Source organism: Pseudomonas sp. SP16.1 (assembly GCF_052682975.1).
Window position 1 is genome coordinate 2,725,254 of the sequence record NZ_JBQYFZ010000001.1, and the last position, 22,779, is coordinate 2,748,032.

At 66.9% G+C, this 22,779-nt stretch carries 26 protein-coding genes; 3 read left to right on the plus strand and 23 right to left on the minus strand.

From position 1 onward, the window contains the following. Position 1 precedes the first annotated feature (1 nt). The 3 genes from trhO to ACUTAF_RS13135 all read right to left on the minus strand — a co-directional run bounded on the left by trhO (position 2) and on the right by ACUTAF_RS13135 (position 1,944). On the minus strand, positions 2-940 hold the full coding sequence (gene trhO, locus ACUTAF_RS13125; RefSeq protein ID WP_445580377.1) for an oxygen-dependent tRNA uridine(34) hydroxylase TrhO: 939 nt from the start codon (positions 938-940) through the stop codon (positions 2-4). Between the two features lie 189 nt (positions 941-1,129). Next, the gene (locus tag ACUTAF_RS13130) at positions 1,130-1,435 is read right to left on the minus strand and encodes a BolA family protein (RefSeq protein ID WP_445580378.1); all 306 of its coding nucleotides are present in this window, start codon (positions 1,433-1,435) and stop codon (positions 1,130-1,132) included. 11 nt (positions 1,436-1,446) lie between these two features. Continuing rightward, complete coding sequence (locus tag ACUTAF_RS13135) at positions 1,447-1,944, minus strand: DUF2059 domain-containing protein (RefSeq protein ID WP_445580379.1); 498 nt, start codon at positions 1,942-1,944, stop codon at positions 1,447-1,449. A gap of 275 nt (positions 1,945-2,219) precedes the next feature. Here ACUTAF_RS13135 and ACUTAF_RS13140 point away from each other — a divergent pair, with 275 nt between their 5' ends. The 3 genes from ACUTAF_RS13140 to ACUTAF_RS13150 all read left to right on the plus strand — a co-directional run bounded on the left by ACUTAF_RS13140 (position 2,220) and on the right by ACUTAF_RS13150 (position 5,315). Then, the gene (locus tag ACUTAF_RS13140; protein WP_445580380.1) at positions 2,220-3,230 is read left to right on the plus strand and encodes a DUF2804 domain-containing protein; all 1,011 of its coding nucleotides are present in this window, start codon (positions 2,220-2,222) and stop codon (positions 3,228-3,230) included. 80 nt (positions 3,231-3,310) lie between these two features. Then, on the plus strand, positions 3,311-4,705 hold the full coding sequence (locus tag ACUTAF_RS13145) for a class II fumarate hydratase (protein ID WP_445580381.1): 1,395 nt from the start codon (positions 3,311-3,313) through the stop codon (positions 4,703-4,705). Then, positions 4,698-5,315, plus strand: a complete 618-nt coding sequence (locus tag ACUTAF_RS13150; RefSeq protein WP_445580382.1) for an NAD(P)H-dependent oxidoreductase — start codon at positions 4,698-4,700, stop codon at positions 5,313-5,315. The genes ACUTAF_RS13145 and ACUTAF_RS13150 overlap by 8 nt, the downstream gene beginning before the upstream one ends. A gap of 77 nt (positions 5,316-5,392) precedes the next feature. Here the strand turns inward: ACUTAF_RS13150 and flhB are convergent, their stop codons facing one another. From flhB to fleR, 20 genes are all read right to left on the minus strand, one after another. Then, entirely contained in the window at positions 5,393-6,529 is a 1,137-nt protein-coding gene (flhB, locus tag ACUTAF_RS13155) for a flagellar biosynthesis protein FlhB (RefSeq protein WP_445580383.1), read from the minus strand. 9 nt (positions 6,530-6,538) lie between these two features. Beyond that, the gene (fliR, locus tag ACUTAF_RS13160) at positions 6,539-7,315 is read right to left on the minus strand and encodes a flagellar biosynthetic protein FliR (RefSeq protein WP_445580384.1); all 777 of its coding nucleotides are present in this window, start codon (positions 7,313-7,315) and stop codon (positions 6,539-6,541) included. A 10-nt stretch (positions 7,316-7,325) separates the two neighbouring features. Beyond that, positions 7,326-7,595 carry a flagellar biosynthesis protein FliQ gene (gene fliQ / locus ACUTAF_RS13165; RefSeq protein WP_445580385.1) on the minus strand — a complete coding sequence of 90 codons (270 nt, stop codon included), beginning with the start codon at positions 7,593-7,595 and terminating at the stop codon, positions 7,326-7,328. 10 nt (positions 7,596-7,605) lie between these two features. Continuing rightward, complete coding sequence (fliP, locus tag ACUTAF_RS13170; protein WP_445580386.1) at positions 7,606-8,391, minus strand: flagellar type III secretion system pore protein FliP; 786 nt, start codon at positions 8,389-8,391, stop codon at positions 7,606-7,608. Next, entirely contained in the window at positions 8,391-8,822 is a 432-nt protein-coding gene (fliO, locus tag ACUTAF_RS13175; protein ID WP_445580387.1) for a flagellar biosynthetic protein FliO, read from the minus strand. Before fliO ends, fliP begins: the two co-directional genes overlap by 1 nt. A 2-nt stretch (positions 8,823-8,824) precedes the next feature. Continuing rightward, the gene (gene fliN, locus ACUTAF_RS13180; RefSeq protein WP_445580388.1) at positions 8,825-9,292 is read right to left on the minus strand and encodes a flagellar motor switch protein FliN; all 468 of its coding nucleotides are present in this window, start codon (positions 9,290-9,292) and stop codon (positions 8,825-8,827) included. A gap of 39 nt (positions 9,293-9,331) precedes the next feature. Further along, positions 9,332-10,303: a flagellar motor switch protein FliM gene (gene fliM, locus ACUTAF_RS13185; RefSeq protein ID WP_445580389.1), complete on the minus strand. Its 972-nt coding sequence runs from the start codon at positions 10,301-10,303 to the stop codon at positions 9,332-9,334. A 12-nt stretch (positions 10,304-10,315) separates the two neighbouring features. Further along, positions 10,316-10,837, minus strand: coding sequence for a flagellar basal body-associated protein FliL (gene fliL, locus ACUTAF_RS13190; RefSeq protein WP_445580390.1), 522 nt, complete (start codon positions 10,835-10,837; stop codon positions 10,316-10,318). 217 nt (positions 10,838-11,054) lie between these two features. Continuing rightward, positions 11,055-12,281 (minus strand): flagellar hook-length control protein FliK, encoded by a 1,227-nt coding sequence (locus tag ACUTAF_RS13195; RefSeq protein ID WP_445580391.1) that lies wholly within the window; start codon positions 12,279-12,281, stop codon positions 11,055-11,057. Positions 12,282-12,409: 128 nt separating this feature from the next. Beyond that, positions 12,410-12,763 (minus strand): Hpt domain-containing protein, encoded by a 354-nt coding sequence (locus ACUTAF_RS13200; protein ID WP_445580392.1) that lies wholly within the window; start codon positions 12,761-12,763, stop codon positions 12,410-12,412. Positions 12,764-12,793: 30 nt separating this feature from the next. After that, positions 12,794-14,482, minus strand: a complete 1,689-nt coding sequence (locus ACUTAF_RS13205; RefSeq protein ID WP_445580393.1) for a SpoIIE family protein phosphatase — start codon at positions 14,480-14,482, stop codon at positions 12,794-12,796. Between the two features lie 2 nt (positions 14,483-14,484). Then, positions 14,485-14,790 carry an STAS domain-containing protein gene (locus tag ACUTAF_RS13210; protein WP_445580394.1) on the minus strand — a complete coding sequence of 102 codons (306 nt, stop codon included), beginning with the start codon at positions 14,788-14,790 and terminating at the stop codon, positions 14,485-14,487. Positions 14,791-14,872: 82 nt separating this feature from the next. Then, positions 14,873-15,322: a flagellar export protein FliJ gene (gene fliJ / locus ACUTAF_RS13215; RefSeq protein ID WP_445580395.1), complete on the minus strand. Its 450-nt coding sequence runs from the start codon at positions 15,320-15,322 to the stop codon at positions 14,873-14,875. Positions 15,323-15,325: 3 nt separating this feature from the next. Then, positions 15,326-16,696, minus strand: a complete 1,371-nt coding sequence (gene fliI / locus ACUTAF_RS13220) for a flagellar protein export ATPase FliI (RefSeq protein WP_445582443.1) — start codon at positions 16,694-16,696, stop codon at positions 15,326-15,328. Further along, complete coding sequence (fliH, locus tag ACUTAF_RS13225) at positions 16,686-17,486, minus strand: flagellar assembly protein FliH (RefSeq protein ID WP_445580396.1); 801 nt, start codon at positions 17,484-17,486, stop codon at positions 16,686-16,688. The genes fliI and fliH overlap by 11 nt, the downstream gene beginning before the upstream one ends. Before the next feature lie 3 nt (positions 17,487-17,489). Beyond that, positions 17,490-18,506, minus strand: a complete 1,017-nt coding sequence (gene fliG / locus ACUTAF_RS13230; protein ID WP_445580397.1) for a flagellar motor switch protein FliG — start codon at positions 18,504-18,506, stop codon at positions 17,490-17,492. Further along, a complete protein-coding gene (gene fliF / locus ACUTAF_RS13235; RefSeq protein ID WP_445580398.1) occupies positions 18,499-20,283 on the minus strand; it encodes a flagellar basal-body MS-ring/collar protein FliF in 1,785 nt (594 codons plus the stop codon). The genes fliG and fliF overlap by 8 nt, the downstream gene beginning before the upstream one ends. Before the next feature lie 10 nt (positions 20,284-20,293). Continuing rightward, complete coding sequence (gene fliE, locus ACUTAF_RS13240; protein ID WP_445580399.1) at positions 20,294-20,623, minus strand: flagellar hook-basal body complex protein FliE; 330 nt, start codon at positions 20,621-20,623, stop codon at positions 20,294-20,296. A 140-nt stretch (positions 20,624-20,763) separates the two neighbouring features. Continuing rightward, positions 20,764-21,093 (minus strand): GIY-YIG nuclease family protein, encoded by a 330-nt coding sequence (locus ACUTAF_RS13245; protein ID WP_445580400.1) that lies wholly within the window; start codon positions 21,091-21,093, stop codon positions 20,764-20,766. A gap of 268 nt (positions 21,094-21,361) precedes the next feature. After that, complete coding sequence (fleR, locus tag ACUTAF_RS13250) at positions 21,362-22,777, minus strand: sigma-54-dependent response regulator transcription factor FleR (protein WP_445580401.1); 1,416 nt, start codon at positions 22,775-22,777, stop codon at positions 21,362-21,364. Positions 22,778-22,779: the final 2 nt, after the last annotated feature.

Sequence of the window (22,779 nt, forward strand, 5' to 3'; positions counted from 1 at the left end):
GTCAGGCCTCGTTCAGTTGGCGGGGGTCGCGGCCGATCGGGTGCGGCTGGTTGCGCGCACGCGCCAGTTCGATCTGCTTCTGTCGCTCGCGGGCGCTTTCACGGGTCTTCTCCGGCAGCGAATCCCAGCAATGCGGGCAGCTCACCCCTGGGCTGTAGAACTCGGACTGACGATCCGCCACGGAAATCGGGTTGCGGCAGGCATGGCACTGGTCGTAGTCGCCTTCCGACAGGTCATGGCGCACGGTCACCCGATTGTCGAAGACGAAGCAGTCGCCACGCCACTTGGTCTGCTCCTGCGGCACCTCCTCGAGGTACTTGAGGATGCCGCCCTTGAGGTGGTAGACCTCCTCGAAGCCCTCGCCGAGCATATAGCTGGAGGCTTTCTCGCAGCGAATGCCGCCGGTGCAGAACATCGCCACCTTCTTGTGCTTGCTCGGGTCGAAGTGGGCCTTGATGTACTCGGGGAACTCGCGGAACGACTTGGTCCTGGGGTCGATGGCGCCCTCGAAGGTGCCGATGGCCACCTCGTAGTCGTTGCGCGTGTCGATCAGCAGCACCTCGGGGTCGCTGATCAGGGCGTTCCAGTCCTGCGGCTCGACGTAGGTGCCGACGCGCTGGTTGGGGTCGACGCCGGGCACGCCGAGGGTGACGATTTCCTTCTTCAGCTTGACCTTGGTGCGATAGAACGGCTGCTCATCGCAATAGGATTCCTTGTGGTCGATATCGGCCAGGCGGCCGTCCTGACGGAACCAGGCGAGCAGCGCGTCAATGGCGGCGCGGCTGCCGGAAACGGTGCCGTTGATGCCCTCCTCGGCGAGCAGCAGGGTGCCCTTGATGCCGTTATCGAGCAGGGTTTGCAGCAGGGGTTCGCGCAGCGCCTGGTAGTCCGCCAGGGAGACGAACTTGTACAGCGCCGCGACGACGATCTTGTCGGTCATGAAATTTCCTTCAGTAGTCGCCCACGTAAAGGGCGGACTGGGGCTCGATCTGCGCGAACGAGTCGGATCGAGAAGCCAAACGAAAGCGCCGGCGGAGGCCGGCGCGGGCGGGATTTTAACCCAGAGGACAACGGCCTCGCACCTGCCGGGGATCAATGGCAACGCGGCATGACGTCGCGCGGGCAGGCCTCAGTGGTCGTGCTTGCTGCCACCGCGGCAGGTCGGCGAGGCCGGCGCCACGCCCTGCGCCGTCCACTCCTCCGGCGTGTAGGTATGCAGGGCCAGGGCATGGATCTGCGCCATCAGCTCACCGACCGTGGCGTACACCTTCTGGTGCCGCTTGACCGCATTCAAGCCGGCGAACGCCGGACTGACGATCACCGCCTTGTAGTGGGTCTCCAGACCGCGGCTGTGCATATGGCTCTCGTCCAGCACCTCGAGGTGCTCGGGCTGCAGATCGGCCAGGGCCGCGGCGATCAGGTCTTGCTTGGACATCTCGGACTCCATCAGGGTTGTTTGGCCACGCCGAGCTCGTCGCTCATCTCGGCCAGCAGCTTGTTCACCTCGGGCACCGCGCCTGCCAGCTTGCTCTGGGTCAGCTCGGCGGACTGGGCGGTGAGGGTCGGCATCTTCTGCAGCACTTTCTGGCCCAGCGGCGATTCGTAGAAGGCGATCAGTTGCTTGAGTTCCTGCTCGTCGAAGTTGCTGGTGTAAAGCTTGACCATGTCCGGCTTGAGCTTGTCCCAGCCCACCGACCTGTCCAGCGCCGCATTGGCCTTGGCCTGGTAGCTTTCCAGCACCGCCTGCTTGCCGTCCGGCGCCTGGGCGAAGCGCTGGGCGAACATCTGCTGGACCTGGGCATAGACCGGCACGATCAGCTTGTCGGCGTGCGCCAACTTGAGGAAGCGCTCGGCGTCGGCAGCGTGACTGGCGGCATCGGCCATGGCCAGGGAGGCCGAGGCGCTGAGCAGAACGGCGGAACAAAACTGCAATAGACGGGACATGGCGGGGCTTCCGGAACAATGAATGAGTCTGGGTAGACTGCAGTGACGGCATTTTGTGCCCAAGCCCGGTTTCCCTCAAGCCATTCGCAGCGTGCGCTGGCGCACAGAACGCCTGTGCGCTGCTGCACCCGCCGATCGGTTGCCAAATTGCCAGTACTTGCCCATGCTTGAGCAGGCTCGGCATGCTGTGCGGCATTCATCCCGCCGCGAATGACGCAGGCACCGCTCGCCCAGGCAATTGACCGCCAGCCCGTGCACACACATGGACGTGCCCGATGACCAGTATCGCCTCTCCCGCCACCTTTCCCCTGCAGCCGCTATGCGATGGCCGGGGCCGGCTCATGCCCGAAGCCGTGGGCTGTTCCAGCCGCCCGCAGGTCGATTGCACCCTGCACGGCCACCTGGGCCGACGCAAGCGCTGGAACCACTGGTGCATCACCACGCCGCAGTGGATGCTCTCGCTGACCCTGGCCGACCTCGACTACCTGGGCTACGGCGCCGTCTACTTCCTCGACCTGCAGACCGGCCAGAGCGCGGCCCATACCCAGGTACGCCCCTTCGCCTTGGGTTGTCATCTGCCGGATCAGCCGCTGGAGAGTCATGAGTTCGACCACTCGCGCCTGCAACTGCGCATCGACGAGCACCCCGGCCGCCTGCGCCTGACCGCCGCGGCACCGGATATCGGCGGCCAGGCCCTGCAGGTGGCGCTGGATATCCAGCGCCCCGCCCACCTGCAATCGGTCAACCTGGTGGCGCCGCTGCGGGGTGGCGGCTTCCACGCCACCAGCCGGCAACTCGGCCTGCCCGCCAACGGCAGCCTGCAACTGGGGCGCAAACAGTACCTCTGCGCGCCGGGACAGAGCTTTGCCGCCCTGGATTTCGGCCGCGGCGTCTGGCCACTGCGCAGCTACTGGCGACGCGCCGCCTTCGCCGCGCCAGGCGGCATCGCCGGCAACTTCGGCTCCGGCTGGCTGGAGCACAGCGGCCTGTCGGAGAACGCCCTGTGGTTCGGCGGCGAGCTGCATGTGCTGGACAGCCCGCTGCACATGGAGCGCAGCTCGCACATCCCGCTGCCCCTCTGGCGCCTGGAGAGCGAGGATGGTCGGGTAGCGCTGCGCTTCACCCCGCGCCAGCTGCATCGCGCTCGCCCCAAGTTCGGCCCCTTCTACGCCGACACCCAGCAGTGGTTCGGCCACTACGACGGGGTATTGCGCGGTCCCCGGGGCGAACGGGTGCCGGTGGACGGCGCCCTCGGCTGGCTCGGCGAGACCCATGCGCGCTGGTAATCGCCAAGATTGGCAAGCCGCGGAACCAGAACCAGGCGAGGCGGCCTAAACTGCCATCTGCCCCATTCCCGGAGATCGCCATGAGCCGCACCGAAACCGACAGCATCGGCCCCATCGAAGTCCCCGACGACGCCTACTGGGGCGCGCAGACACAACGCTCGCTGATCAATTTCGCCATCGGCGTCGAACGCATGCCATTGGCGGTGCTGCACGCCCTGGCCTTGATCAAGAAAGCCGCGGCGCGGGTCAACAGCCGCAGCGGCGAGCTACCGGCGGATATCGCCCGGCTGATCGAGCAGGCGGCGGACGAAGTGCTCGACGGCCGGCACGATATGCAGTTCCCCCTGGTGGTCTGGCAGACCGGCAGCGGCACGCAGAGCAACATGAACGTCAACGAGGTGATCGCCGGCCGCGCCAACGAACTGGCCGGCGGCAGCCGTGGCGGCAAGAGCCCGGTGCATCCCAACGATCACGTCAACCGCGCGCAGAGCTCCAACGACTGCTTCCCCACGGCCATGCACATCGCCGCGGTGCAGGCGGTCCAGCACTGCCTGCTGCCGGCTCTCGCCGAGCTGCGCGACGGCCTGCAGGAGCAGGCGCAGCGCCACGCCGGCCTGGTCAAGACCGGGCGCACCCACATGATGGACGCCACCCCGATCACCTTCGGCCAGGAGCTGTCTGCCTTCGTCGCCCAACTAGGCCATGCCGAGGCGGCCATTCGCGCCGCCCTGCCCGCGGTGTGCGAACTGGCCCAGGGCGGCACGGCTGTGGGTACCGGGCTCAACGCCCCGCCCGGCTTCGCCGAGGCCATCGCCGCCGAACTGGCGGCATTGTCCGGTCTGCCGCTGACCAGCGCGCCGAACAAGTTCGCGGCGCTGGCCGGCCACGAGCCGCTGGTGCAGCTTTCCGGCGCGCTGAAGACCCTGGCCGTGGCGCTGATGAAGCTGGCCAACGACCTGCGCCTGCTCGGCTCCGGCCCACGCGCCGGGTTCGCCGAGGTGCGCCTGCCGGCCAACGAGCCGGGCAGCTCGATCATGCCCGGCAAGGTCAACCCGACCCAGTGCGAGGCGCTGTCGATGCTCGCCTGCCAGGTGCTGGGCAACGATGCCGTCATCGGCTTCGCCGCCAGCCAGGGGCACCTGCAGCTGAACGTGTTCAAGCCGGTGATCATCCACAACCTGCTGCAGTCGATCCGCCTGCTCGGCGACGGCTGCCGCAACTTCCAGCAGCACTGCATCGCCGAACTGCAGCCGGACGCCGCGCAAATGGCCGCACACCTCGAGCGCGGGCTGATGCTGGTCACCGCGCTGAACCCGCATATCGGCTACGACAAGGCCGCGGAGATTGCCAAGAAGGCCTATGCCGAAGGCAGCACCCTGCGCCAGGCGGCACTGCAACTGGGCTATCTGAGCGACGAAGAGTTCGACCGCTGGGTGAGGCCGCAGGACATGCTCGGAGCCGGCAAGCATGACTGAGGGCAAGAGCGGCGCCACGCCGCTGGAAGGCGACGGCAAGCGCATCCTGATGATCTTCGGCAGCCCCAAGCAGGGCGGGCTGTGCCAGGCCCTGGGTGCGGCCTATGCCCAGGGCGCACGCGAGCAGGGCCACGTGGTACGCCAGCTGAAGCTGGGCGAGATGAAGTTCGACCCGATCCTGCGCGACGGCTACGACCAGAGCCAGACCCTGGAGCCGGATCTGCTCGAGGCCCAGCGCCTGATCCATTGGGCCGAGCACCTGGTGTTCGTCTATCCGGTGTGGTGGGGCGGCATACCGGCACTGCTCAAGGGGTTCTTCGACCGGGTGTTCCTGCCCGGCTTCGCCTTCAGGTACCGCAATCGCTCGCAGCTGTGGGACAAGCTGCTGAGCGGGCGCAGCGCCGACCTGCTGGTGACCCTGGACACGCCGCCCTGGTACTTCCGCTGGATTTACGGCGCACCGGCGCACCGCCAGATGGTGCGCACCATCCTAGGTTTCTGCGGCATCCGGACCCGGCGCCTGGCCGAATTCGCCCCGGTGCGCCCGTCCAGCGAGCAGCAGCGCCAGGCCTGGCTGCGCAAGGCCGAGGCGCTCGGCAGCAAGGCGTAGGCTATCGCGCGCCCCGCCTGGGCCTGGCGAGCCATGCATCCAACCGCTGGTGGTGCGCACGGCGCACCCTACGGGCTCTACTCGTCGCGGCGCAGATCCGGCGGAATCGGCAGGTCCGGCAGCGGCCCGGGGCGCTTGCCCTTGCCGGCCTGGTACTGGCGCAGTTGGTAGACGTAGGCCAGCACCTGGGCCACCGCCAGGTACAGGCCGGCGGGGATCTCCTGTTCCAGTTCGGTGGAGTAGTACACGGCCCGCGCCAGCGCCGGCGACTCCAGCACCATCACCTTATGCTCCTGGGCGATCTCGCGAATCTTCAGCGCCAGGAAGTCGCCGCCCTTGGCCAGCAGCACCGGCGCGCCGCCCTTGTCCGGGTCGTACTTGAGCGCCACAGCGAAGTGGGTCGGGTTGGTGATCACCACGTCGGCCTGCGGCACCGCCTGCATCATGCGCCGCTCCGCCATCTCGCGCTGCAGCTGGCGGATGCGCCCCTTGACCTCGGGCTTGCCCTCAGTGTCCTTGTATTCGTCGCGCACTTCCTGCTTGGTCATCTTCAGCTTCTGCTTGTGACTCCACAGCTGGAACGGCGCATCCACCGCGGCGATCAGGATCAGCCCGCAGGACAGCCACAGCGCGCTCCAGCCCACCACTTCGAGGCTGTGCAGGATGGCCGCCTCCAGCGGCTCGTTGGCGATGGCCAGCAGGTCGTCCTGATCCACCGCCAGCACCACCAGCGCCACCGCCAGGATCACCAGGAACTTGGCCAGCGCCTTGAGCAGCTCCACCAGCGCCTGCACCGAGAACATCCGCTTGAGGCCGGCCAGCGGATTCATCCGACTGGCCTTGGGTTGCAGCGCCTCGGCGGAGAACAACCAGCCTCCCAGGGCGATCGGGCCGATCAGCGAGGCGATCAGCAGGGCGATGAAGAACGGCTGCAAGGCCAGCAAGGCGTGCTTGCCGGAGGCCAGCAGGTACAGCGCCATGCTGCCCTCGTTCATCAGCACCTCGCGCGGCAGGCTGAAGTTGCCGCGCATCAAGTCGAGCAGCACGTTGCCCATGTAGGCGCCGAAGACGATCAGCGCGACGGTGCCGGTGAGGGTCACCGCCAGGGTGTTGAGTTCCTTGGAACGAGCGATCTGGCCCTTTTTCCGCGACTCTTCGAGCCGCTTACTGGTGGGTTCCTCGCTCTTGTCGGCGCCACTCTCGCTTTCCGCCATGACGCCTCCCTACCTGGCCCGGGCGAATTCGCCCAGCTGCTGCAGGGCTTCGCTGGACAGCGCCTGGAACAGGCTGCCGAAATCGGACAGGCCAACCCAGAAGATCACCAGGCCCAGGGCCAGGGTCAGCGGAAAGCCGATGGAGAAGATGTTCAGCTGCGGCGCGGCGCGGGTCATCACGCCGAAGGCCAGGTTGATGATCAACAGCGCGGTGACCATCGGCAAAGTCAGCAGCAGGCCAGCGCCGATCACCCAGCCGAGTTTGCCGGCCAGCTCCCAGTAATGCCCCACCATCAGCCCCTGCCCCGGCGGCAGGCTGACGAAGCTCTCGGCGAGGATCTCCAGCACCACCAGGTGGCCGTTGATCGCCAGGAACAGCAGGGTCACCAGCATCAGCATGAACTGGCCGAGCACCGGCACCGAGACACCGTTGGCCGGGTCGACCATGGAGGCGAAGCCCAGGCCCATCTGCATGGCGATGATCTGCCCGGCGACGCTGAAGACATGGAACAGCAACTGCAGGACGAAACCGAACATGGCGCCGATCAGCACCTGCTCGGCGATCAGCAGCAGGCTGCGCAGGCTCAGCGCATCGACCTGCGGCATCGGCGGCAGCGTCGGCACCAGCAGCACGCTGATAGCCAGCGCCAGGTACAGGCGCACCCGGGTCGGCACCAGCTGGGTGCCGATGATCGGCATCACCATCAGCAGTGCGGCGATGCGAAACAACGGCAGGAGAAACTGGCCGACCCAGCCGCCGATCTGCTCGTTGCTCAGCTCCAGCATCGCCCTCGCCTCAGCCGATCAGGTAGGGAATGTTCTGGATCAGGTTCTGGGTGTACTCCATCAATTGGCGCACCAGCCAGGGCCCGGCCCAGATCAGCGTCAGCAGCATCACGATCAGACGCGGCAGGAAGCTCAGGGTCTGTTCGTTGATTTGCGTGGCGGCCTGGAACATCGCCACGATCAAGCCGACCACCAGGCTCGGCACCACCGCCAGGCCGACGATCAGCACGATCAGCCAGAGCGCTTCGCGAAACAGGTCCACCGCGATCTCGGGAGTCATATGCGCCTCGCTACAGGGTGCCGAAACTGGCCGCCAGCGTGCCCATGATCAGCGCCCAGCCGTCGACCAGGACGAACAGCATGATCTTGAACGGCAGCGAGATGATCAGAGGCGAGAGCATCATCATGCCCATCGCCATGAGGATGCTGGCCACCACCATGTCGATGATCAGGAACGGGATGAAGATCATGAAGCCGATCTGGAACGCGGTCTTCAACTCGGAGGTGACGAAGGCCGGTACCAGGATGGTCAGCGGCACCTCCTCGACGCCGTTGAGGTCGGTGCGCTTGGACAGGCGCACGAACAGCGCCAGGTCGCTCTCGCGGGTCTGCGCCAGCATGAAGTCGCGGATCGGCCCTTCGGCCCTGGCGATCGCCTCCTGGGCAACGATCTCCTCGTTGAGGTAGGGCTGCAGCGCGTCGCGGTTAATCCGCTCGAACACCGGGGCCATGATGAACAGGGTGAGAAACAGCGCCAGGCCGACCAGGATCTGGTTCGACGGCGTCTGCTGCAGGCCCAGCGCCTGACGCAGGATGGAGAACACGATGATGATGCGGGTGAAGCTGGTCATCAGCATGACGAACGCCGGGATGAAGCTCAGCGCGGTCATGATCAGCAGGATCTGCAGGCTGACCGAATATTCCTGCTGGCCCTCGGCGTCGGTGGACAGGGTGATGGCCGGGATCGACAGCGGGTTGCTGCCCTGCTGGATCAGCGAAGCGCCTGCCGGCGGATCTTCGGCGAAAGCCAGCGAGGCGCCCAGGCTCAGAACCAGCACCAGCAACAAACGCAGCATCAGGATTTGTCCTTCTGATCCTTGCCCAGCAGCTCCATCAGGCGCTGGGCGAACTCCGGCGTGGCCGGCTCGGCATCGGCCAGATGCACCGGTTCCTTGAGCACATGCAGCGGGGTGATGCGCCCGGCGGACAGGCCGAGCAGAATCTGCTCGCTGCCTACCTGCACCAGCACCAGGCGGTCGCGCGGGCCGAGCGGCTGGGTGGCCAGCAGCTTGATCACCTGGCCGCCGCGCGGCGCCAGTTGCTGCACCCGGCGCAGCAGCCAGGCGAGCAGGAAGATCAGGCCGATCACCAGCAACAGGCCGAGCAGCAACTGGCCGAGTTGGCCGGCCAGATCGCTGCCGGCCATCGGTGTCGCCGCCTTGCCCGCGGGTTCGGCCGCCACGGCGGCCATCGGCAGGGTCAACAGCAGGGCGAGAAGACGAGCCATGGTCAGCGCAGCTTCTTGATGCGTTCGCTGGGGCTGATCACGTCGGTCAGGCGGATGCCGAACTTCTCGTTGACCACCACCACCTCGCCGTGGGCGATCAAAGTGCCGTTGACCAGCACGTCGAGCGGCTCGCCGGCCAGGCGGTCGAGCTCGATCACCGAGCCCTGGTTGAGCTGCAGCAGGTTGCGGATGGTGATGTCGGTATTGCCCACTTCCATGGAGATGGACACCGGAATGTCCAGGATCACGTCGAGGTTGGGCCCTTCCAGATTGACCGGAAGACCGCTGGCCTGCGGCGCGCTGCCGAACTCCTCCATCGGCGCCCGCGGCGGCGCGGGCTTGGCGCTGTTCTGCGCGGCCAGCATGGCATCGATGTCGTCCTGCCCGGCATCGCCGGCCTCGGCCAGCGCCGCGGCCCATTCGTCGGCCAGCGCCTGCTCCTCGGGGGAGGTGTTCTCTTCAGTTGCCATCGTCTTTCCTCGCCTGGCTCAATGGGTTAGGCAGCGCCCTCAGCGCTGACGTTCGATCGGCTCGAGCACCTGCAGGGCCAGATTGCCCTTGTGTGCGCCGAGCTTGACCTTGAAAGTCGGCACGCCATTGGCGCGCATGATCACGTTCTCCGGCAGCTCCACCGGGATCACGTCGCCCGGTTGCATGTGCAGGATGTCGCGCAGCTTGAGCTGACGCCGTGCCACGGTGGCGCCCAGCGGCACGCTGACGTCGAGGATGTCCTCGCGCAGCGCCTTGATCCAGCGCTCGTCCTGGTCGTCGACGTCGGACTGGAAACCGGCATCGAGCATCTCGCGGATCGGCTCGATCATCGAATAGGGCATGGTGATATGCAGGTCGCCGCCGCCGCCATCCAGCTCGATATGGAAGGTGGACACCACCACCACTTCACTCGGGCTGACGATATTGGCCAGCGCCGGATTGACCTCCGAGCCGACGTACTCGAAGTTGATGTCCATCACCGCGTGCCAGGCCTCGCGCAGGTCGACGAAGGCCTGGTCGAGCACCATGCGCACCACGCGCAGCTCGGTGGGGGTGAATTCGCGGCCCTCGATCTTGGCGTGGCGACCGTCGCCGCCGAAGAAGTTGTCCACCAGCTTGAACACCAGCTTGGCGTCGAGGATGAACAGCCCGGTGCCGCGCAGCGGCTTCATCTTCACCAGGTTGAGGCTGGTCGGCACGTACAGCGAGTGCACGTATTCGCCGAACTTCATCACCTGCACGCCGCCGACGGCCACGTCCGCCGAGCGACGCAGCAGGTTGAACATGCTGATGCGGGTGTAGCGGGCGAAACGCTCGTTGATCATCTCCAGGGTCGGCATGCGTCCGCGGACGATGCGGTCCTGGCTGGTCAGATCGTACTGCTTGACGCTGCCCGGTTCGGCGGAGTCCTCGGTATCGACCAGGCCGTCGTCGACGCCGTGCAGCAGCGCGTCGATCTCGTCCTGGGACAACAGGTCTTGCACGGCCATGTTCGCTCCCGGCTACTGCAATACGAAATTGGTGAACAGCACCTGCTCGACCACGGTGCCGCCGGTTTCCTGCTGGGCCAGCTCCTGCACGCTGGCCAGCGCCTGCTGCAACAGCATCTCCTTGCCCAGGGGGGTGCGCAGAGCGGCGAAATCCTGACCGGCGAGCAGCATCACCAGGCGATTGCGCAGCACCGGCATGTGCACCTTCAGCTTGTCCATGGCGGCGGCGTCGCGGCTCATCAGCGCCATGCTCAGCTGCAGGTAGCGGGTGCGCCCCTGATAATTGAAATTGACCACGAAAGCCGGCATCAGCTCCTGGTAGAGCGCCGCCTGACGCACCGGCGCCGCGCTGCTGGCGGCCTCGGCCGGCTCGGCCTGGTCACCCTTGCTCAGAACGAACCAGGTGCCGCCGATGGACAGGCCAACGGCCAACAGCAGGCCCAGCACGAGCAGGATGATGAGCTTGAGCTTGCCCTTGCCGGGCGCCGCGCCCTCACCAGCTGCCGCTGCCTTTGCCGTCTCTTTCTTCGCCATGCCAATAATCCGTCGCTGTCGGAGTTCTTTCCGCTATCAATGCGTTGAGAGCAAGTGTTATGCCAGCAAATCAGCAAGCTTGTCTAACCGGCCTTTGCCTCTGGGCTGCGGATTTAACAGCGACGCGCCGGCGCTGTCACCCAAAATGCGCTCGCCCGGATGGCCTGCCGGCCACCCGGGCGAATCCCGGTGTAACGAACCAGTCTCGGCGGCGGCGTCAGGCGTAATAGTCGATCAGCCCGCGCCCTGCGCTCAGGCGCTCGCCGCGCGGGTCCTGCTGCACCGCGCCGATCATCTCCTCGCCGAGGCCCGGTCCATCGGCGCCGCGCGAGCCGCCCCGAGCGCCCTCCCCCTGCCCCTGCCAGCCACGGCTGAGCGATTGATCGGAGACGTTAGCGTCCGCCAGATTCATGCCCTGCTGGGCGAACAGCTCGCGCAGGCGCTGCATCTGCCCTTCGAGCGCGTCGCGCACCCCGGCATTGGGGCTGGCGAAGGTCACCTGGGCCTGATCCTGCGACAGGTTCACCCGCACTTCCAGACGCCCCAATTCGGCAGGATCGAGCTGGATCTCGGCCGATTTGAGGTTCTGGCTGGACAGCCACATGACCCGGTCGACCACCGCCTCGCTCCAGCCACCCTGCTGCATCGCCACCGGCTGTCCGGGCACCAGCGGCAGACGCGAGGGCGCACCGGCCTGCTGGTTGAGCGCCTGGGTCAGGGCGTTGAGCTTGCTGACGAACTGATCCGGACGACTGGGCTGCACGCTGTCCTTGAGGCTCTCGAGGGCGTCCTTGGGCAGATCCTCCAGGGCAAGCTCCAGGTTCGCCTCGGGACCGGGTTTGGATTTTTCCTCGCCCTTGCCCATCGCCGCCATGGCGGCAGCGAAATCCGAGCTGGTGGCGACGCGCAGGCTCCTGCTCGCCCCCTCCGGCTCGGCCTCGCCCTGCGCCTCGGGCGCTTGCGACAGCAGCGCCAGCGGATCGAGCCCTTCCTGCTCGAGCACCGGTTCGGCATCCTCCGCGGCGACGAACGGATCGGCGCTGGCCAGCACCGGCGTGGCCGCGCCCAGGGCCGGAGCGGTGGCGGACAGCTCCTCCACGGGCGTCTGGCTACCGCCCAGGGCCATGGCCAGCAGGGGATCGAGCTCTTGCTCTGCACTCTGGCCTTCGGCCGGCAAGGAATTGCCGGCCGCGGCAAGGTCCGACGCCTCGCCGGCCGTTTCGGCGCTTGCCGCCGGCTCGCCAGTGGCTGACACCGGACGCTCCTCGGCGGGCTTGGCCGAGGGGCCGGCACGTTCGGCGGACTTGCTCTGGCGCTCCTTGGCATAGACCTCGGCAAAGCCAGAAGCCTCGTTCCTGCTGGGCTCCGGCGCTTTCGCCGGCTGCTTCGCTTTGCTCTTCACCTCAGGCGTGGCCTGCAGGCGTAGATCGGGCATCGCGGACATGGACGCTCTCCGTCTGATGGGTCGTTGACGGTACTAGAGCAAAGGATGGGCCAAGTCGCGCAACAGGTCTGCGCATGCGGGTGACCGGTGCCCTGCCAGCGCCGCTGGCAGGAGCGGCCTACCCGTACTCAGGCGCGATAGCGCTGGCGCTCGGACTTGAACAGGATGCGCACGATGGCGAACTCGCGCTCGACCTGTTCGATCAGCGCCGGCGCCAGTTCCAGCATCTCGCGCCGGCCGGCGTCCTCGAGCTGCTTGCACAGGCCGGCCAGCAGCACCGCGCCCATGTTGCTGCAACTGCCCTTGAAGCTGTGCGCGGCCAGGCGCAACGCCTGGGCATCGCCGTCCCGCTCGGCCTGGTGCAACAGGCGCAGGCGCTCCTCGGAGTCGGCCACGAAGGTATCGAGCAGAGTCGGGTATTCGTCTTCCATGACATCCTGCAGCGCTGCCAGGACGGCATCATCGAGGTGGATATCGGACACCGGGTCACTCCCTGAACGTCGAGGCTCGGATTATGCCCCAGCGGACCAGCAAAACTCCACGCTGACGCCCTGGCCGTCGGCGCTGCAGCCGAACGCATCGCTGAGCTGGCGCACCAGGGCCAGGCCCCGGCCGCACAGCGCCTCGTCCAGCGCAGCGACGACGGCGGAGGGATCGAAGCCGGGACCACTGTCCTCGACCCGAACGACCAGCCGCCCGCCGCCCTCCTCCGGCAGCAACCGCAGATGAAAACGCACATAGCCGTCGCTCAGCGCCGCCAGGCGCAGGCGCCGCTGCCGGTAATACTCGGCAAAACCGCGGGCATCGCGCTTGAGCGCCGAGTCCAGGCCCATCACCCCATGTTCCAGGGCGTTGGAATAGAGTTCGGCCAGCACGGTGTAAAGCTCGCCGCCACGCGGGCGCAGGCCCTGCACCTCGAGCAGCAGCTGCAACAGGAACGGTAACGGATTGAAGTGGCGCAGGCTCTGCGCGCGAAACTCGAAGCTGGCCGACCAGTCCAGCGGACTGCTCTGCCCGCTGTCGGCGAAGGCCAAGGGCCGCGGCCCCTCGGCGTCCTCGGCGGGACCGACCTGGAGCATGCTGACGTCATCCTGCACCTCGCCGCGGAACTCCAGCAGCGCCTGCTGGATCTCCTCGAACAGCGCCTGCGGCTGCCGATTGGCGTCCAGCAGCGCCAGCAGACGCGCCTCGCCGAACAACTGGCCCTGCTGGTCGCGCGCCTCCAGCACGCCGTCGGTGAGCAGGAAGATGCGATCGCCCGGGGCCAGCGGGTAGACCTCGCAGCGGTCGCTGAACGCCGCCGGTTCGAGGATACCCAGCGGCAGGTGGCGCGACACCAGGGCCTGGCGCGGCCGGCCGTCGCCGTGCAGCAGATGGCCGTCCGGCAGGCCGCCGTTCCACACTTCGAGAAGGCCGCGGTGGCTGCTGATATTGAGCAGCGTGGCGCAGCAGAACACCCCCACCGGCAGGATGCGTTTGAGCTTGGCGTTGATCTCGCGGAGGATCTCGGCCAGGGCATGGCCCTTGGCGGTCATGCCGTAGAACACCTCGGCCAGCGGCATGGCGCCGATGGCCGCCGGCAGTCCATGGCCGGTGAAGTCGCCGAGCATCACGTGCATGCCGCCGGAAGGCTTGTAGGCGGCGAGCAGCAGGTCGCCGTTGAACAGCGCGTAGGGCGATTGCAGATAACGGATGTTCGGCGCGCCCAGGCAACCGGAATGCGCCACCTTGTCGAACACCGCCTTGGCCACCCGCTGCTCGCGCAGCAGGTGTTCATTGTGCCGGGCGATCAGGTCGCGCTGCTGCACGACGGTCGCCTGCAGGCGGCGCAGGCGGTCCATGGCGCCGATCTTGGCCTCGAGTATCACCCGGTTGTAGGGCTTGGCGAGAAAATCGTCGCCGCCGGCCTCCAGGCAACGCACCAGCGCCTCGCCCTCGGTCAGCGAGGTGAGAAAGATGATCGGCACCAGCGCCTCGCCGGCCTGCTGCTTGATCCTGCGCGCCGCCTCGAAACCGTCCATCACCGGCATCAGCGCATCCATCAGCACCAACTGCGGGCGCTCCTGCTCGAACAGCGCGACCGCCTCGAGGCCGTTGCTGGCGGTGAGCACGCGGTGGCCCTGGCGACTGACGATGGTCGACAGCAGCATGCGATCGGCCGCGTTGTCCTCGGCGATCAGAATCGACAGGCGCTCGGCCATGGTCAGTTGATCTGGAACAGCTGCTCGAAGTTGGAGATCGCCAGGATCTTGCGCACGTCGCTGCTGCAGTTGCGCAGGCGGATCTGCGCGGCATCGCCGCCGGCATGGTCGCGCAGCAGCAGGAGCATGCCCAGCGCCGAGCTGTCCAGGTAGCTGGTGTCCTGCAGATCGACCACGTAACGCTTGGGAGTGATGTTGACGCGCTCGTAGGCGTCACGAAATTCCTGGTGGGAAGCGAAGTCGAAGCGTCCTCGAATCGCGATGGTCAGCTCTTGCCCGTCGATCGACGGTTGCGAGGTGATGGCCATGTCCTGCTCCTTTGGTTGACGGCGTGGATCGCGGCGTACGCTCCAAGGTGTAGCACCTGACCTGCCGCGCGACAACCTCGGTTCAGCGCTCGCCGCGCTCTACCAGGCGCTGCGCCAACTCGTCGAGCAGCTTCTGCTCGCGCTTGTCCTCGGCCAGGCGCGCCTCGTCGATGTAGCGCTGCACCAGCTTGCGCAGGCCCTCCAGGCGCGCATGGCGCTGCTGCCAGACGGCGCGCACCTTCTGCAGATTGGCCCGATGCCAGTGGAGGCTCTGCTGCTGCTGACCGATGGCGACCTCGAGCTGCGAGAGAAAACGCTGGTAGGTCATCAGCCACTGGCCGGAGACGCCCTTGCTGCCCTCGCTGATCCACTGCTGCTGGTAGTCGCCACGAAAGCGTTCCAGTTCGCCCAGCTTGGCCTCGGCCTGGCTGACCAGCCCCTGGCAATGACCGAGCTGCAGCGCCGCCTCGCGCTCGGCCTTCTCCGCCATGTTCACCACCGGCGCCAGACGCGCCGCACGACTCGCCGCCATGGATCAACCCGCCCCCTGGCCGGGCGCAGCCGGGTTGAAGACGCCCGCCAGCTGCTGCTGACTGCCCTGCAACGGCTCGCTTTCATGCAGGCCCTGGCGCAGATAGCGGGCCATCTGGGGCTGGCGGGCGATGGCCTGGTCGGTGTCGGCGTCGCCGCCCGGCACGTAGGCGCCGACACTGATCAGGTCGCGACTCTGCTGGTAGCGCGACCACAGCTGCTTGAAGCGCTGCGCCTGCTTGAGGTGTTCGGGCGAGACCACCTGCGGCATCACGCGGCTGATCGAGGACTCGATATCGATGGCCGGATAGTGGCCCTCCTCCGCCAGCCGGCGCGACAGCACGATATGGCCGTCGAGCACGCCGCGGGCGGCATCGGCGATCGGGTCCTGCTGGTCGTCGCCTTCGGACAGCACGGTGTAGAAGGCGGTGATCGAGCCACCACCGGCCTCGGCGTTGCCGGCCCGCTCCACCAGCTTGGGCAGCTTGGCGAACACCGAGGGCGGATAGCCCTTGGTCGCCGGCGGTTCGCCAATGGCCAGGGCGATCTCGCGCTGGGCCTGGGCGAAGCGGGTCAGCGAATCCATCAGCAGCAGCACGTTCTTGCCCTTGTCGCGGAAATACTCGGCGATGCGCGTGCAGTACATGGCGGCGCGCAGACGCATCAGCGGCGCATCGTCGGCCGGCGAGGCGACCACCACCGAGCGCTTGAGGCCTTCCTCGCCGAGGATCTCGTCGATGAACTCCTTGACCTCGCGGCCGCGCTCGCCGATCAGCCCGACGACGATGATGTCCGCCTCGGTGAAGCGGGTCATCATGCCCAACAGCACCGACTTGCCCACCCCGGTGCCGGCGAACAGGCCCAGGCGCTGGCCGCGGCCGACGGTGAGCAGGCCGTTGATGGTGCGGATGCCGACATCCAGCGGCTCGCTGATCGGGTGGCGCTTGAGCGGGTTGATGGTCGGCCCGTCCAGCGGCACCCAATCCTCGGCCTTCATCCCGCCCTTGCCGTCCAGGGCGCGCCCCGCGCCGTCGAGTACCCGGCCGAGCATGGAGCGGCCCATCGGCAGGCGTCCGGCATCGGGCAAGGGCACCACGCGCGCGCCGGGGGCGATGCCGGCCAGGCTGCCGACCGGCATCAGGTAGATCTTGCTGCCGGAGAAGCCCATCACCTCGGCCTCGACCTGCACCGGGTGGTAGCTGTCGCCGTTGACCACCAGGCAACGGCTGCCGATGGCCGCGCGCAGGCCCTCGGCCTCCAGGGTCAGGCCGACCATGCGCAGCAGGCGGCCTTCGAGTATGGGTTGGCTGGGCAGGTGGACCGCCTCGACGTAGCCGTCCAGGCGCTTGGCGAAACTCACCCGTTCAAGACGCATGGTCACCATCCAGCTCCAGGCTGATGTCCGCCTCCGGCGGCTGGGTGATCTGCGCTCGCTGCTGTTCGAACAGCTGCTTGAGGGTCTGCGCCAGGCGGGTCTCGACGCTGGCGTCGATCTGGCTGTGCTCGGACTCGATGCGGCACCCGCCAGGCAGCAGGCTGTCGTCCTCGAGGATGCGCCAGCTTTCCTCGTGGCGCTCGCGCAGGGCCTTAATGGTCTCGAAATCCTGCGGATTGACCTGGATGCGCACGTTGTCGGCGCCCATTGGCAACAGCTTGAGCGCCTCGCGCAGCACCTGGCGAATCTGGCTGGAATCGGTGGTCAGCTCGCGCTGGATCACCTCGCGCACCATATGGCTGACCAGGCGCACCATGGCGATCTCCAGCTGCCGATCCTGCTCGGCGATGGGCTCGAACAGATGCGCCATCAGCTGCTCCAGGGTGGCCAGCTTGAGCGCCAGGGCGGCGTCGGCCTCCTGCTTGGCCTTGAGCTGGCCGGCGTGGAAGCCGTCCTTCTCGCCGGTGGCGAAGCCCTCGTTGTAGGCGTCCTGGCGGATGGCCTCGAGCTCGTCGAGGGTCAGCGGCTTGACGTCCTCTAGCGCCATCTCCTCGCTCTGCCCGACGTCCTGCGCCTCGACCTCGGTATCTGCCGCCGCGACGTCCACCGCAGGTTCGACTTCGGTCGGCGCCTCGCCAGGCGCATCGAAGCTGGGCAGCGCCCAGCGGTCGAAGGCGCCCAGGTCCTTGGCGCGAATCAGCTCGCTTTCCGACTCCTTGCCCGCCGCCATGACTTAGACCATCTCCTCGCCGCCCTTGCCGCCGAGCACGATCTCGCCGGCTTCGGCCATGCGCCGGGCGATGGTGAGGATTTCCTTCTGCGCCGCCTCGACATCGCTGACGCGTACCGGGCCCTTGGCCTCCAGGTCGTCGCGCAGCAGTTCGGCGGCGCGCTTGGACATGTTCTTGAACACCTTGTCCTTGATCGCCTCGTCGGCGCCCTTGAGCGCCAGCACCAGCACTTCGGACGACACCTCGCGCAGCAGCGCCTGGATGCCGCGGTCGTCGACGTCGGCGAGGTTGTCGAAGACGAACATCAGGTCTTCGATCTGGGTCGACAGGTCTTCGTCCACCTCGCGGATCGAATCCATCAGCTGGCCCTCCACCGAGCTGTCGAGGAAGTTCATGATGTCCGCTGCGCGCTTGACCCCGCCCATGGTGGCGCGGGTGGTGTTGGCGCTGCCGGAGAACTGCTTCTCGAGTATCTGGTTGAGTTCCTTGAGCGCCGACGGCTGCACGGTATTGAGCGAGGACACGCGCAGGATGATGTCCAGGCGCACCTTGTGGTCGAAGTGGCTGAGCACCTCGCCGGCCTGGTCGGGGTCGAGGTAGGCGACCACGATGGCCTGGATCTGCGGGTGCTCGTAGCGGATCACGTCGGCCACCGCGCGCGGCTCCATCCACTTGAGGCTGTCCAGGCCGCTGGTGCTGCCGCCGAGGAGGATGCGATCGATCAGGTTGCCGGCCTTGTCCTCGCCGAGGGCCGCTGTGAGCATCTTGCGGATGTAGCCGTCGGCGCCGACGCCGAGGCTGGTCTGGTCGCCGACGATCTCGACGAACTCGCCCATCACCTGCTCGACCTGCTCGCGGTGGATATTGCGCATGCCGGCCATGGCCACGCCGACCCGCTGCACTTCCTTGGGGCCGAGGTGGCGCAGCACTTGGGCGGCGTCGGTCTCGCCGAGCGACAGCAACAAAATGGCGGCCTTGTCGACCTTGCTCAGCTTGCTCGCGGTACGGTTTTCACTCATCGGCGTTGATCCACTCTTTCACGACCTGGGCGACGCGGCCAGGGTCTTCCGCCACCAGGCTCTTGATCGCGTTCAGTTGCGCATCATACCCCTCGCTGGGGCTGGGCAGCAGTATGCTCTGCGGTCCGCCGAGGCTGACCCGGTCCTCGGCCAGCTCGCCATCGAGGCCGGCCATCTCGCCCAGTTCGACATCACGCCCCTGGGCCAGCTCCTTGCCCCTGCCACCGCCGGTGATGTTGTTCAGCACCGGACGCAGCACGCCGAACACCAGCAGCAGGATGAACAGCACGCCGAGCACCTGCTTGACGATGTCCCAGAACCAGGGCTGGGTGTAGAACGGAATATCCGGGATTTCCTCGCTCAGCGAGGTGGTGAAGGGAGTGTTGATCACGCTGACGCTGTCGCCGCGACTGGCGTCGAAGCCCACCGAGTCCTGCACCAGGCGGGTGAAACGGGCCAGATCGTCGGCGCTCCACGGCACCCGGCTGGTTTCGCCGGTGGCCGGGTCGACACGCACCTGATCATCCACCACCACGGCCACCGACAGGCGGCGCAGGCGACCCTGCTGCTGCTTGGTGTAGCTGATCGAGCGATCCAGTTCGAAGTTGCGCGTGGACTGCTCGCGCTTGTCGGCCGGGTATGGCGCCAGCATCGGCTGACCGGTGATCGGGTCCATGATCTGCTCGCCATTGGCATCCACCAGCGGCTGTCCGGCAGCCACCGGGCCGGCCGGGGCGGCGGCAGCGGCCGCCTGTTCGGGGGCGGCGGCGGCGGCAGGCGGCTGATTGGCCAGCGCGCCGGGCACGCCCTGCGGCGGCAGGCTGCTGTGGCGCTGCTCGTTGACCTGCTGCTCGCTGCGCAGCGCCGGCTGATCCGGGTTGAACATCTCGGAGGTGGACTCCACCGCGCTGAAATCGACGTCGGCGGCCACTTCGGCCTTGTAGCGGCCGGTGCCCAGCACCGGTTGCAGGATATTGTGCACGCGCTGGGTCAGCAGGCTCTCCACGCGCCGGCTGTAGTCGAACTGCTTGCCGGCCATGGTCAGCTCGGACAGCTCCTGCTGATCGGAGAGCAGGTTGCCCTTCTGGTCGACGACCGTGACCTGGCCCTTGTCCAGCTCCGGCACGCTGGTGGCGACCAGGTTGACGATGGCCATCACCTGGCTCGGCTCCAGGGCACGCCCCGGATACAGTTCCACCAGCACCGAGGCCGACGGCTTGCGCTCGTCGCGCACGAACACCGAGGCCTTGGGCATGGCCAGGTGCACGCGCGCGGCCTTGACGTTGTTGAGGCTGGACACCGTGCGCGCCAGCTCGCCTTCCAGGCCGCGACGGTAGCGGGTGGCCTCCATGAACTGGCTGGTACCCAGGCCCTGCTCGCGGTCGAGAATCTCGAAACCGACGCTGTTGTCGGTCGGCGCCACGCCGGCGGCCGCCAGGCGCATGCGTGCACGGGCCAGATCCTCGGCCTTGACCAGCAGCGCACCGGAGGTCGGCTCCACGGTGTAGTCGATACCCGAGGCGCCGAGGGTTTCCACCACCTGGCTCGCGTCCATGCCATCGAGGCTGCCATAGAGCGGCCGGTAGTCCGGCTGTTGCGACCAGAGCACCACGGCGAAACCGATGGCGACGCTGGCCGCCAGGCCGACCAACAGGCCGAGCTGGCGCAGCACCGACATCTCGGCGAGGTTCTCCAGAAAGCTCAGGCCCAGCAGCGGGCCCTTGGCCTGCGCCGCGTCCGCCTTGGCCGGTACGTTTGCTACTGCTGCTTCAGCCATGAATCAACCCTCAAACCGGCATCTGCATGATGTCTTGGTAAGCCTGGACCAGCTTGTTGCGCACCTGGGTCATGGCCTGGAAGGAAACGCTGGCCTTCTGCGAGGCGATCATCACGTCGGTGAGATCCACCCCGCTCCGGCCCATCTCGAAGGCGCTGGCCAGTTGGTTGGAAGCCTGCTGGGTCTCGTTGACCTTGTTCACCGCCTGGCCGAGCATCTCCGAGAAACTCGGCACGCCCTGCACCGGCTCGCTAGCAGCCGGCTTCTGCCGCGCCATGGCTTCGGACTGCATGGCACGCATTTCCAGCATCAAGCGGTTGAATTCGACACCCTGACTCATGGCTTCCTCCACTGCCCGCTTTTTGACACTTGCGGGACGTTGCAGAGGTATTAGCAACAAGGGTGCCAGAAAAGGCTGCTACGAGCCTCAGAGGCTCAGGCGGTAACGAAACGAAGGGGTAGACGAAGGCACCAAACCCGTTATTCCCGCGAAGACGGGGATCCAGCGGAAATGGAAGAAGCCCCGATGATCTCTGGCCAAAGATCCTGCCAGTGTGGGTTTTGTTCTTCGATCAGGCGCAACTTCCAGGCTCGACTCCATTTCTTGATCGCCTTCTCCCTGGCTATCGCGCCGCTCATGCTCTCATGCTGCTCGTACCACACCAGCATCTTCACGCCGTAGCGACGGGTAAAACCTGCTACAACCTCTTCTCGATGCTGCCAGATTCGCTGAAGCAGATTGGCGGTGACGCCGGTATAGAGCGTGCCATTACGCTGGCTGGCCATGATGTAAACGGCTGGCTGTTTCATGCTGCAGTCCTTTGCAGATTGTGAAAATGCCTGAATGGATAAAAGGCTTCTCAGAGGCCTGTTTTGAATTCATGTTTCAACAGTCACGGGCGTTAAAAATAGTCGTCCACAAAAGTCTCGACAACTTGAACGCTGCTGCTGGATCCCCGCCTTCGCGGGGATGACCTCGAGTTTTCTATCGCCGTCATCCCCGCAAAGGCGGGAACCCAGGCCGACCTATCAGCCGTACCTCCTGCCCCCCCGCTCAGCACAGCACAGCACAGCAAAACTAGCTGGCGTAGAGATAAGCCTCCACGTCCATCCCGGCATCGCGCATCTGCGCCAGCTTGTAGCGCAGGGTACGCGGGCTGATGCCCAGGCGTTCGGCGGCCTCCTTGCGGCGGCCGCGCTCGGCGCGCAGGGTGTCGATGATCACCTGGAACTCGCGGCGGCGCAGGTCTTCGCCCAGCGCGCCGGCATCCATCGCGGCCTGCGCCTCGGCCGCCTGCGGCGGGGCCGCCGGCACACCCGGCACCACCGCCAGACGCGGCGCAGCCGCCTGCACCGTCTGCCCTATGGGTGCGTGCAGGCACAGGTCCTGCGGCTGGATGACGCCGCCCTGCTGGAGGATCAACGCACGCTGGATGGCATTGTCCAGCTCGCGCACGTTGCCCGGCCACTGGTGCTGCAGCAGGCTCTGCGCGGCGGCCTCAGACAGGCGCACGGGGGACTGATTCATTTTTTTGACGTGCTTGGCCAGCAAACGCTCCGCCAGTGGCAGGATATCGGCGGGACGCTCGCGCAGCGGTCGCCAGGCCAGGGGGAATACCGACAGGCGATAGTAAAGGTCTTCGCGGAAGCGCCCGGCCGCCACCTCGCCAGCCAGGTCACGGTTGCTGGTGGCCAGCACGCGGATATCCAGGCTGATCGGCTTGCGCGCGCCGACCCTCTCCACCTCGCGCTCCTGCAACACGCGCAGCAGCTTGGCCTGCAGGCCAAGGGGCATCTCGGAAATCTCGTCGAGCAGGATGGTGCCGCCGTCGGCCAGCTCGAACTTGCCCGGCTGCGCCGCCACCGCGCCGGTGAAGGCGCCCTTCTCGTGGCCGAACAGGGTTGCCTCGAGCATGTTGTCGGGAATCGCCGCACAGTTGATGGCGATGAATGGCCCGCCGGCACGCGGCGACTGCTGGTGGATGTAGCGCGCCAGCACTTCCTTGCCGGTGCCGGACTCGCCGGTGATCATCACCGTCGAGTCGCACTGCGCCACCCGCGCGGCCAACTCCAGCAGCTGCAGGCTGGCCGGCTCCAGCGCCACCGGGCCGTCGCGGTCGCCCGCACTCAACTGACCCAGGGCATGACGCGCCACCAGCTCCAGCAGGGTGCGCGGCTCGAACGGCTTGACCAGGTAATCGGCGGCGCCCTGGCGGATCGCATCCACCGCCCGCTCCACCGCGCCGAAGGCGGTCATCAGCAGCACCGGCAACTGCGGGTAGCGGCTACGGATCTGCGCCAGCAACTGGTGACCGTCCATACCCGGCATATTCACGTCGCTGACCACCAGGCCGAATGACTCCTCGCCGAGGGCGAGCAGCGCCGCCTCGGCGCAGTCCACCGCACGGTAGGCATGCCCGCCGAGACACAGGGTATCGGCCAGGGCTTCGCGCAGGGCGCGGTCGTCTTCGACCAGCAGGACTTTGGCAGCCATGG